Genomic DNA, 9,634 nt, shown 5'->3' with positions numbered 1-9,634 from the left:
GAGCAGGCTCACTCCTACAGGGGTTTTGCGGTGAGCAGGCATACCTGATCAGTCCGTCAGTTAAATTTGCGAATTCATCGATATTTCAGAGCATTGAGAAAACTGGTACGCCTTGTGCAAACGTTTGCGTAACGTCAATACCAACGTTTTCGTAACAAAACCGTACAAGCCCACGGAACACGGGCCTCGATCCGCAAAAAAAGGACTTTGAATGCCCATCGCATGCCCTTTTCGCGCACCGTTTGCGCGCACGCTCGCTGTTTCCCTGCTACTGACCGGCGTTACCGGACTTCTCAGCCACAGCGTTCTGGCGCAACCGGCGCCAGTCGAAGAATCCGCCCAGGGCGAAGCCCTCAGCCCCGAAGCCAGCCCGCCAAAAAAAGGCGCCTATCTGTCGGACTGGTACAACCAGGACCTGATGCTGATCGGCAGCAAAGACATCAGCTTCGGCCCGCAACCGGCCGACGATATCTATCTGGAATACGAGTACTTCGGCCGCAAAGGCCCGTTCGAGTTGTACGGCTACATCGACATTCCGAAGATCTTCAACATCGGCAACAGCCACGACAAAGGCGTGTGGGATCACGGCTCACCAGTGTTTATGGAGCACGAACCGCGCATTTCCATCGACTACCTCGCCGGCCGCAGCCTGGCCATCGGCCCGTTCAAGGAATGGTATGTGGCGTTCGACTGGATCTATGACCACGGCAGCCGCAAAGAGAACCGCGCCAACACCCTCTACAGCGGTTTCGGCACCGACATCGACACCCATTCGCGGGTCAATCTGTCGGCCAACCTCTACGGTCGCTATCAGTGGGAAAACTACGGCGCGAGCAACGAATATTCCTGGGACGGCTACCGTGCACAGCTCAAGTACATCGTGCCGATCGATAAATTCAGCAACGGCGCCTCATTGACCTACATCGGCTTCACCAACTTCGATTTCGGCTCGGACATCCATAAGGACAACCCCGCGCGCACCGCCAATGCGACGGTGGCGACCAACGTCCTGCTCTACTCGTTCACGCACTTGCGCTTCACCCTGGTCGGCCGTTACTTCCACAACGGCGGCAACTGGGAAGACGGTAGCGAGCTGAATTTTGGCGACGGTAATTTCCGCGCGCGTTCCAACGGCTGGGGTTACTACGCCGGCGTCGGTTATCAGTTCTGAATCAAGGAGTTTTCCATGCAAGCAATGATGCGTTTGACCCTGGCCGGTGCGGCCGTGCTCTCCTCCACCGCGTGGGCCGCCGAAGCACCGATGCAACCGAAAGTCGTGCTGATCACCATGTTCGCCCCCGAGGCGCAGCATTGGATCGATCGCCTGGAGCTGAAGCAGGAAATCCGCGTGCCGGGCCTGTCCGCCGAGTACCCGAGCATCCGCTGCAACACCCAGCAGGTGTGCCTGCTGACCACCGGCATGGGCCAGACCAACGCCGCCGCCTCGACATTGGCGTTGGCGCTGTCGCCGAAATTCGACCTGCGCAAAAGTTACTTCCTGATCGCCGGTATCGCCGGCGTCAGCCCGAAACACGGGACTATCGGCACCGCCGCGTGGGCGCATTATCTGGTGGAGTTCGGCACGCAATGGGAGATCGATTCGCGCGATGCGCCGTCGAGTTGGCCGACCGGCTACCTGGGCATCAACACCAAAGGCCCGAACGAAAAACCACCGTTGGACTACAAGACCGAAGTCTTTGAACTCAACCCGAAACTGCAGGCCAAGGCGTTCGCCCTGAGCCACAAGGTTGAGCTGAGCGAAAGCAAGGAATCCGCCGCGTGGCGCCTGAAATACCCGTCGGCCCCGGCCAATCAACCACCGGTGGTGACCCGTTGCGACACACTGGCCGGCAACACCTGGTTCTCCGGCACGCGCCTGAGCGAACGGGCCGAGGTCTGGACCAAGTTGTTGACCGATAACAAGGGCGAATACTGCACGACGCAGCAGGAAGACAACTCGACCTATGAGGCCTTGCTGCGTGCAAGCCGTGAAGGTCTGGTCGACGTGCAACGTCTGGCTGTGGTGCGTGCCGGCTCCGACTTTGACCGTCCTGAGCCGGGCGGCAGTGAAGTGGACAACCTGCTCAAGTACGCCGATCAGGGCGGCTTCGTACCGGCGCTGGAAAACCTCTATCGCGCGGGGAATCCGCTGGTGCAGGACATACTGAAAAACTGGTCGGCGTGGGAAAACGGCGTCCCCGCCTCTTAAGAACACCGAAAATCCCTGTGGGAGCTGGCTTGCCAGCGATGGCGGCGGAACAGGCAAAGAAGAAGTTGCCTGAACTGACGCTATCGCTGGCAAGCCAGCTCCCACAGTTTGCTAGGTGTCAAGGAGATCTAAGGTGTATCAGGGGATAAGGATGATCTTGTCACCGCTGCCCTGATTGACGTCGGCGTAGCGCGCCAGGCCTTCGGCCAACGGCGCCTCGACCAACCCTTGCGGCAACGGCAACAACCCTTCATCAAAGAACCGCCCGAACTGCTCGAGCATCGCCGCACACGCTTCAACGCCATACAACAACGAATTGATCCCGACCACCGAACCGCCCTTGCGATACAGCGCCAGTGCCGGCAGTTGCACATGCCCGTCCACCGGCGCGGCGATGATCGCGATCCGGCCGAAGGTGGCCAATGCCGCCACCGACGCTGGCAACCAGAAACCGGTGGTGTCGAAGATCACATCGGCGCCGCCGCGATACACCGCATTGACTTGCGCACCGAGGTCTTCGGGTTTATCCAGCTGAATCGTCTGATAACCCTGCGCCTGCAACTCCGCCACCTGCTCCGGGCGCCGCGCCGCCGCGAGCAACTGCGCGCCGCGCACTTTCGCCAGCGCCAAAGCAGCGGTGGCCACCGCACCGCCACCGATCACCAGCAAACGTGTTTCAGCCGTTACCAGACTGCGTTCCAAAGCATCCCACGCCGTCGTGTACGGCACGCCGAGGCTGGCGGCTTGGGTGAAACTCAGATGCGAAGGTTTGTGCGCCACACCATTGGCCGGCAGTTTGACGAACTGCGCATGGGAGCCGTCGGCAAAAAAGCCCAGCTCACGACCAGTGCCCCAGACTTCCTGACCGATCAAGGCCTGCGGGCCTTCGACAACGACACCGGCAAAATCCCGACCGGGAATCCGTGGCAGCGTGGTATAGGGGAAACGACCCAGGACGTTTTTCACATCGCTGGGATTCAGCCCGGCAGCCTTGATCTGCACCAGCACTTCGTCAGCGCCGGGTACCGGGGTCGGCACCTCGACGTAACGCAGGGCAGACAGATCGCCGGTTTTATCGAATTGCAGTGCTTTCATGGGGACATCCACCGAAGGAAAAGAGGGATTTCAGGACAGCCAGCCCGCGACCAGTTGCCGGCCCATCGGCCACAACTGCTCACCGGCCAACATGCCGAGTAAACCGACCAGCGCGATAGCCGGTGGCGCCGGAGAACGGAAATCCAGCGCGCCGTACAACAGACCGACGCCCAGACCGATGGCTAGCGAAATCAGGTAATTCATGGGGAGGAACTCCGCCCGTGGAAAGGAATGGGCAAAGTTTAGGGAGTCGGCGAGGTTGGCATCGGCCAAGGACTTCTGAATTTCGGACAAACCAACCACAGTCACCACAAAACCCTGTGGGAGCTGGCTTGCCAGCGATGAGGCCTGTACATCCGACATCCTCATCGGCTGACACACCGCTATCGCTGGCAAGCCAGCTCCCACAAGGTTCTGTGTAGGTTCAGGATATAGCGTCGTTACAGAGTGAATTGCGAAGGGGCGACGCCCAGTTCGCGACGAAACATGTCGCTGAAGCTACTGGGTGAATAGCCGAGCTCCCGGGCAATCACACTCACCGCCACGCCCTGAATCAACTCCGCCACCGCCGTCGCCAGTTGTACCTGCCGCCGCCACTCGGCGAAGCCCATGCCGAGGCTGTCCTTGAACAACCGCGCCAGCGTGCGCACGCTGGCCCCGGCATTTGCCGCGTGCTGCTCGAACGGAATCTCCAGCGACGGCGCTGCCATTACCGCTTGGCACAGGTTCATCAAACGCCGATCGGAATCATCCGGCATCGGGATCTTCAACTGTGAACGCCTAGCGCGTTTCAGTTCCAGCAAGGCCAGCCCGACCAACGCCTCGTAGTAGGCCGGTTCACCGCTGTCGCCCTGCTCCACCAGCCCGACAATCAACTCGCGCAACAAACCACCGACCTCGATCACCTGCACCGTCGTGTCCAGCGTCGCCGCCAGCGCCGGACGCAGGTAGATATTGCGCATCTGCAAATCCGACACCACCCGAATCCCGTGCGGCACCCCCGGCGGCAACCACACCGCGCGCTGCGGCGGCACCACCAGCGCTTCGTGCGGGGTCTCGACCCACATCACCCCGCTCATCGCATACAGCAACTGACCCCAGACATGCTCATGCGGCTCGATAAACAAGCCGCGCGGATACGTGCGTGCGAGCGGTTGCACGGGCACATCGGTATCGCTGAGATCGGGCGGTGCGGCAAGGGCCATGGCGAGCATTCATTGGGGTTGGCGGGGAAACCATGGTAACCAGTGCGCCACGGCGTCGCCAACGATAGAGACCGTCGGACAATCCGAATGAATTTTCCCGGTGCGCCGCGATCCCTCTAATACTACAGGGAGGAATACGGGCTTTATGAACAACGCAAAACTCTATGTCATCGAATACACCCTCCACGGCACGCCCAAGTCCTTCATTATCCGCTCGGACAAGATGGACAATGTCGAGGCGTGGCACTGGGCGAGCTGCGACGCCGGCGTCGGTCGCATCCCGCGCTTTGGCCGTGAGAAGGTGCAGAAGACCAGCAAGCCGATGGCAGAAAAATTCGGCGTGGAAAACGTCGTGTGGCGACCGACCAGCTAAGCTCAGCCTGGTGATCGGCATCATTCGGGGGAATGCACCATGACCAACATCAACAGCCCGGCACATCTGGACTATGGCCTTGATACGTTGTTCGGGCGTATCACCAAAAGTGTGGACTGCCGCGTTGGGCTGGAGGCGGTCGTAGATGATCCGTTTCGCTTCGCGTTGCGAGTGCCGGCACCGCTGCCGGAAGACCTTGATCAAGCGAAAACCGTCGTGGTCAGGGTTGAGGGGCGAAGGCTGCAGGGCACGGTGCGGCATACCGAACGGATGGACGATGAAAGTCTGAAACTGGAAGTGGAGCCTGATTAGGCTCCACTTTTTTATGCGTCGTTCGTCATCCGTGGGCGCATTTACAGCCCTTGGTTGAACACTCTTCGCCACTCTTGTGGTGGTGAGCGCAGGCTTCACAGCAATAGTGTTTGCCGTGGACGGCGTAGGCATGATCGCCTTCCTTGATCGTGCATTTGCAGTTGGGGCAGTCGCATTTTCTATCGGGCATGGGACAGACTCCTTGGGTGGGGGTTGTCTGGGGCTTGAAGGGCAAGCCCTAACACCCAGTGTAGGATCTGCGGCAGGCTGCGATCTTTTGATTTTGTTTGGGATTGGGATTGGGGGCATATCCGTTGCTGCGGGTGTTGCCGCTGGCGGTTTCGCTCTTACAGCGACTCACTTTTCCAGACGCCGAAAAGTAAGCAAAAGGCTTTGCCCCTGGCGTACGGCACTTCGCTGAGGCTCAGTGTTCCCTCGCTACGGTGTCCATCCGGGGGCATCGCCTACGGTTTGCTTCGCTGCACCTCCTTTCGATGTGTGCGGCTTCGCCGCACGGCGCTGCGCGCCTACCCCCGGATGAACACCTCCGCTCGGCCTGCCGATGGGGCAAAAGATCAAAAGCCGAAACAAGATCAAAAGCTAGATCAAGAGCCCCTCACCCTAGCCCTCTCCCAGAGGGAGAGGGGACTGATTGAGGTGTTTGGGAGAGCTACGCCGACGTGCGATACCCCGCTGAACTCAGGCTCTGAAAAGCAAACAAATCGGCCCATCACCCTCAAAGAAAAAGAGGGACTAACTGAGGTATTTGAGAGAGCTACGCCGACTTGCGATACCGCGTTGAACTCAGATTCTGAAAGGCTCACAAATCAGCCCCCTATCCCTGAAGGAGAGAGGACTGATCGAGATGATTGAGCGAGCTACGCCGACTTGCGATACCGCGTTGAACTCAGATTTTGAAAAGCCCACAAATCGGCTCCCTCTCCCTGAAGGAGAGAGGACTGATCGAGATGATTGAGCGAGCTACGCCGACTTGCGATACCGCGTTGAACTCAGATTTTGAAAAGCCCACAAATCGGCTCCCTCTCCCTGAAGGAGAGAGGACTGATCGAGATGATTGAGCGAGCTACGCCGACTTGCGATACCGCGTTGAACTCAGATTTTGAAAAGCCCACAAATCGGCTCCCTCTCCCTCGGGAGAGGGCTGGGGTGAGGGGCAGCCCCACCACAGAATCAAAGCCGAACACGCTGTTGCTCCTCACCACTCAACAGGATGAGCGTTAGCTCGGCTGCAGCTTTTGATCTGTAAAGCGACGTCGGAAGGCTGAGTGGAGGGATTGATCCGGGCGTGGGAGCGCAGCGACCGTTTGGCGCAGCCAAACACAGCGGGAGTAGGTGCAGCGAAGCAAACCGGAGACGCTGCGCCCGGATCGATCCCGCAGCGAAGGAACCCCGAGCCCCAGCGAGTGGGCCGCACGTAGGAGCAAGCGTTTTTTTGCTTACTTTTTTTAGGCGTTTGTAAAAAAAGTGAGTCGCCGTAAGGGCGAAACCCTAAGCAGCCGTTACCGCAGCAACGGATATGTACCCAACCCAGGTCACCCAGCCTGACGCGAACTCCGATACATAAACACCAAAGCCAACCCCAAACACCCCATCGCCAAAATCCGACTGGAAGAAAGCTCAATCGCCGGATTCCCCAGCCAGCCAAAATTATCAATCAACATCCCCATGCCCAACTGCCCGACAATCACAGCCACCGTCGCCACAGCCGTCCCCACCACCGGCACCGCCCCGACCATCACCATCATGTAGACCACACCAAACAGCGCCCCGGTCAACTGCCACTTCGGCACATCCAAAAGACTCACCGCATGCGCCGGCTCAAAAAACAAAATCAACAACCCGGTCGACACCGCACCCACAACGAACGTCAGCAAACTACTGCGCAACACCCCGACGCTCTCACCCAAACGCCCATTGATCGCCGCCTGCACACTCAACACCGCACCGGCCAACACCACCACCGCCAACAAAATAACCAGACTCATCACTCACCCCCGCGCAATCAAAACAAGTGCCGCCACAATCAACCCCAACGCCAGCCAGCGCTCAGCATTGACCTTCTTGCGCGTCGCGCCGAACCAGCCGAAATGGTCGATCAACACACTCTTGCCGACCTGCCCGGACAGAATCGCGATCATGGTCATGGCGATACCGATATGCGGCGTGGCCAACGTCAGCACCACCACATACATCGGCCCCAGAAAACCACCAATCAACTGCCAACGCGGCAGATCCGTTAGTGCCGGGCCTTTTTGCGGACCGGCGAACAACAGCAGTAAAAACAGAATCGCCGAGCCGACACCAAAGATGCTCAAGGTCGCCCACAGATGCCCGACCTGCACGCCCAAAGGACCGAGCAACCCCGCCTCCACCGACAAGCCCATGCCCGCGAGAATCACCAGCGGCAGCAGCAACAAGCGCAACCCTGATTTCGTCGCCGGTGCGCTGACGCTCACCTCATCCAACGTCTGCATAAACAACATTCCACTCAAGTAAACGATGGCGCGGATTATCGGCTGGCGAAGCTGTGCGATAAATGGGAGCATCCGGACAACACTTTTGCGTAACTCGCATAGCAGGACAAATGATGCACGGGCTAAACGAACTCGGATTCAAAGCGCTAAGGCTGTTTGTGGCGGTGCTCGATCACGGCAGCTTTTCCGAAGTCGCCCGTCGGGAAGGCGTGGCACCCTCCTCGATCTCCCGGCAGATCCAGTTGATGGAGCAGGCGCTCAATCAGCAATTGCTCTATCGCCACACCCGAGCGGTGACGCCAACCGAAGCCGGGCGCATGCTCGGTCACCATGCGCGGCTGATGCTGGTGCAACTGGAGGAAGCCGAACAGGCGCTGCAGGAACAGCAAAGCGAACCCACCGGCCTGGTGCGCATCAACGCCCCGGTAGTATTCGGTCAGCGGCATCTGACGCCGTGGTTGGGGAAGTTGTGCGCGCGTTATCCGAAGCTGCAACTGGATATCCAGCAGACCGACCATTACGTCGACCCGTTGCAGGAAGGCGCTGACCTGCTGTTTCGCATCGGCCCGCTGCACGACTCAAGCATGCAGGCACGGATTCTCGCGCCGCATCGCTTTCAGGTCGCGGCCAGCCCGGCGTATCTCAAGCGCCACGGCACGCCGCAGAAACCTGAAGATCTGGCGCAACACCATTGCCTCGCCTACAAAGGCGCGGCCGGCCAGCAGCGCTGGTTTTTCCGCCGCGATGGCGAAGACTGGACGCCGTACTCGGTGAAAGGCCCGATCACCGGCAACCACGCCGACACCCTCACCCAAGCCGCCGAACAAGGCCTGGGGCTGGTGATGTTTCCGTCATGGCTGATTGGCGAAGCAGTGCGCGACGGCACGCTGGTGCCGGTGCTGCGGGACTATCAGGTGTCGAACAGCCTGGAGCCGCAGCAGATTGCGGTGTTGTGGCCGGGGAGCCGCAGGTTGTCGGTGAAGGTGCGGACGGTGATTGATTTCTTTGTCGAATGTTTTGGTGAAGTGCCCTATTGGGATCGACCTTGAGTCTTTGAAGATCAAAAGCCCCTCACCCTAGCCCTCTCCCGGAGGGAGAGGGGACTGACCGAGGTGTCTCGCGTCATCCATCGACCGGAAAGATTCAGTCGATTATGGATTCAGTAAAGCTGTTTCAGGTCGGCGTAGTTCCATAGCATCCCCCAATCAGTCCCCTCTCCCTCCGGGAGAGGGTTAGGGTGAGGGGCTTTTCAGGCTGTCAGATCCGGAACTGCCCGACCAGTTTGCCCAGGCGCTGCCCCAGCTCCGCCAAACTACGCGAAGTCTGCGCACCCAACTGCGTCTCATCGGCCACGCTGTCCACCGCCACCGCAATCTGATGCACGCTGCGGTTGATCTCCTCCGCCACCGCCGTCTGCTCTTCCGCCGCACTGGCAATCTGCGCGTTCATCGAGTTGATCGTCGCAATCAACGATGCCATCGCGTCGAGCGAAGCACCGGCCTGATTGGCCTGCTGTGAGGTGCCGTCACCCGCCTCACTGGAACGACGCATGGCTTCAACCGCTTGCTGCGTACCCGCCTGCAAACGATCGATCATCCCCTGAATTTCCTGCGTGCTGATCTGCGTGCGACTGGCCAATGCCCGCACCTCATCCGCCACCACGGCAAAACCACGCCCAGCCTCACCGGCCCGCGCCGCTTCAATCGCGGCGTTGAGCGCCAGCAGGTTGGTCTGCTCGGCGATCGAACGAATCACCCCGAGCACGCCGACAATCGACGTCACGTCTTGCTGCAGGCTGTCGAGCGACACGCCGCTGCTGCGGATGTCATCGACCAGCGCATGGATCTGCTTGATGCTGCCAGCCACCACGCGTTTGGCGCTCTGGCCTTCTTCGTCGGTCTGCTGAGCGGCGACGGCGGCGTTCTGTGCGCTTTTGGCCACTTCC

The 9,634-nt window shown here is 59.7% G+C and carries 11 protein-coding genes and 1 pseudogene; 5 read left to right on the top strand and 7 right to left on the bottom strand.

What is annotated here, in order from left to right; translation table 11 throughout:
* Positions 1-211: 211 nt before the first annotated feature.
* Positions 212-1,171, top strand: a complete 960-nt coding sequence (locus CKW14_RS00960) for a nucleoside-specific channel-forming protein Tsx (RefSeq protein ID WP_095124421.1) — start codon at positions 212-214, stop codon at positions 1,169-1,171.
* Positions 1,172-1,186: 15 nt separating this feature from the next.
* Positions 1,187-2,209, top strand: coding sequence for a purine nucleoside permease (locus CKW14_RS00955; protein ID WP_095124420.1), 1,023 nt, complete (start codon positions 1,187-1,189; stop codon positions 2,207-2,209).
* Between the two features lie 138 nt (positions 2,210-2,347).
* Here the strand turns inward: CKW14_RS00955 and CKW14_RS00950 are convergent, their stop codons facing one another.
* From CKW14_RS00950 to CKW14_RS00940, 3 genes are all read right to left on the bottom strand, one after another.
* Positions 2,348-3,304: a zinc-binding alcohol dehydrogenase family protein gene (locus CKW14_RS00950; RefSeq protein WP_095124419.1), complete on the bottom strand. Its 957-nt coding sequence runs from the start codon at positions 3,302-3,304 to the stop codon at positions 2,348-2,350.
* A gap of 30 nt (positions 3,305-3,334) precedes the next feature.
* The gene (locus tag CKW14_RS00945; RefSeq protein WP_007969534.1) at positions 3,335-3,508 is read right to left on the bottom strand and encodes a DUF1427 family protein; all 174 of its coding nucleotides are present in this window, start codon (positions 3,506-3,508) and stop codon (positions 3,335-3,337) included.
* A gap of 236 nt (positions 3,509-3,744) precedes the next feature.
* Positions 3,745-4,518 carry a helix-turn-helix domain-containing protein gene (locus CKW14_RS00940; protein ID WP_095124418.1) on the bottom strand — a complete coding sequence of 258 codons (774 nt, stop codon included), beginning with the start codon at positions 4,516-4,518 and terminating at the stop codon, positions 3,745-3,747.
* A gap of 136 nt (positions 4,519-4,654) precedes the next feature.
* Here CKW14_RS00940 and CKW14_RS00935 point away from each other — a divergent pair, with 136 nt between their 5' ends.
* Positions 4,655-4,882, top strand: coding sequence for a DUF6555 family protein (locus tag CKW14_RS00935; protein ID WP_093433873.1), 228 nt, complete (start codon positions 4,655-4,657; stop codon positions 4,880-4,882).
* 39 nt (positions 4,883-4,921) lie between these two features.
* Positions 4,922-5,194, top strand: coding sequence for a hypothetical protein (locus CKW14_RS00930; protein WP_095050997.1), 273 nt, complete (start codon positions 4,922-4,924; stop codon positions 5,192-5,194).
* A 25-nt stretch (positions 5,195-5,219) separates the two neighbouring features.
* Here CKW14_RS00930 and CKW14_RS00925 read toward each other — a convergent pair whose 3' ends face one another.
* The 3 genes from CKW14_RS00925 to CKW14_RS00915 form a co-directional block, all read right to left on the bottom strand.
* Entirely contained in the window at positions 5,220-5,384 is a 165-nt protein-coding gene (locus CKW14_RS00925; RefSeq protein ID WP_077573617.1) for a metallothionein, read from the bottom strand.
* Between the two features lie 1,363 nt (positions 5,385-6,747).
* Positions 6,748-7,200 (bottom strand): DMT family transporter, encoded by a 453-nt coding sequence (locus CKW14_RS00920; RefSeq protein WP_093433867.1) that lies wholly within the window; start codon positions 7,198-7,200, stop codon positions 6,748-6,750.
* Between the two features lie 3 nt (positions 7,201-7,203).
* Entirely contained in the window at positions 7,204-7,689 is a 486-nt protein-coding gene (locus CKW14_RS00915; protein WP_095051024.1) for a DMT family transporter, read from the bottom strand.
* Positions 7,690-7,802: 113 nt separating this feature from the next.
* Between CKW14_RS00915 and CKW14_RS00910 the strand changes: the two genes are divergently transcribed.
* On the top strand, positions 7,803-8,738 hold the full coding sequence (locus CKW14_RS00910) for a LysR family transcriptional regulator (RefSeq protein ID WP_095124417.1): 936 nt from the start codon (positions 7,803-7,805) through the stop codon (positions 8,736-8,738).
* 208 nt (positions 8,739-8,946) lie between these two features.
* On the opposite strand, the pseudogene CKW14_RS30350 reads toward CKW14_RS00910, so the two are convergent.
* Positions 8,947-9,540: pseudogene (locus CKW14_RS30350) on the bottom strand (methyl-accepting chemotaxis protein); the annotation flags it as partial.
* Positions 9,541-9,634: the final 94 nt, after the last annotated feature.

It is taken from the genome of Pseudomonas sp. Irchel s3a12 (assembly GCF_900187485.1).
Taxonomy (GTDB): domain Bacteria; phylum Pseudomonadota; class Gammaproteobacteria; order Pseudomonadales; family Pseudomonadaceae; genus Aquipseudomonas; species Aquipseudomonas neuropathica.
Note: the sequence above shows the minus strand (reverse complement) of the source record. Positions and strands in the feature narration are given on the sequence as shown.

Bases quoted from the DNA above. Each gene is read 5' to 3' on its own strand.
- CKW14_RS00960 (WP_095124421.1), top strand. From the start codon at position 212: ATGCCCATCGCATGCCCTTTTCGCGCACCGTTTGCGCGCACGCTCGCT.
- CKW14_RS00955 (WP_095124420.1), top strand. From the start codon at position 1,187: ATGCAAGCAATGATGCGTTTGACCCTGGCCGGTGCGGCCGTGCTCTCC.
- CKW14_RS00950 (WP_095124419.1), bottom strand. From the start codon at position 3,304: ATGAAAGCACTGCAATTCGATAAAACCGGCGATCTGTCTGCCCTGCGT.
- CKW14_RS00945 (WP_007969534.1), bottom strand. From the start codon at position 3,508: ATGAATTACCTGATTTCGCTAGCCATCGGTCTGGGCGTCGGTCTGTTG.
- CKW14_RS00940 (WP_095124418.1), bottom strand. From the start codon at position 4,518: ATGCTCGCCATGGCCCTTGCCGCACCGCCCGATCTCAGCGATACCGAT.
- CKW14_RS00935 (WP_093433873.1), top strand. From the start codon at position 4,655: ATGAACAACGCAAAACTCTATGTCATCGAATACACCCTCCACGGCACG.
- CKW14_RS00930 (WP_095050997.1), top strand. From the start codon at position 4,922: ATGACCAACATCAACAGCCCGGCACATCTGGACTATGGCCTTGATACG.
- CKW14_RS00925 (WP_077573617.1), bottom strand. From the start codon at position 5,384: ATGCCCGATAGAAAATGCGACTGCCCCAACTGCAAATGCACGATCAAG.
- CKW14_RS00920 (WP_093433867.1), bottom strand. From the start codon at position 7,200: ATGAGTCTGGTTATTTTGTTGGCGGTGGTGGTGTTGGCCGGTGCGGTG.
- CKW14_RS00915 (WP_095051024.1), bottom strand. From the start codon at position 7,689: ATGCAGACGTTGGATGAGGTGAGCGTCAGCGCACCGGCGACGAAATCA.
- CKW14_RS00910 (WP_095124417.1), top strand. From the start codon at position 7,803: ATGCACGGGCTAAACGAACTCGGATTCAAAGCGCTAAGGCTGTTTGTG.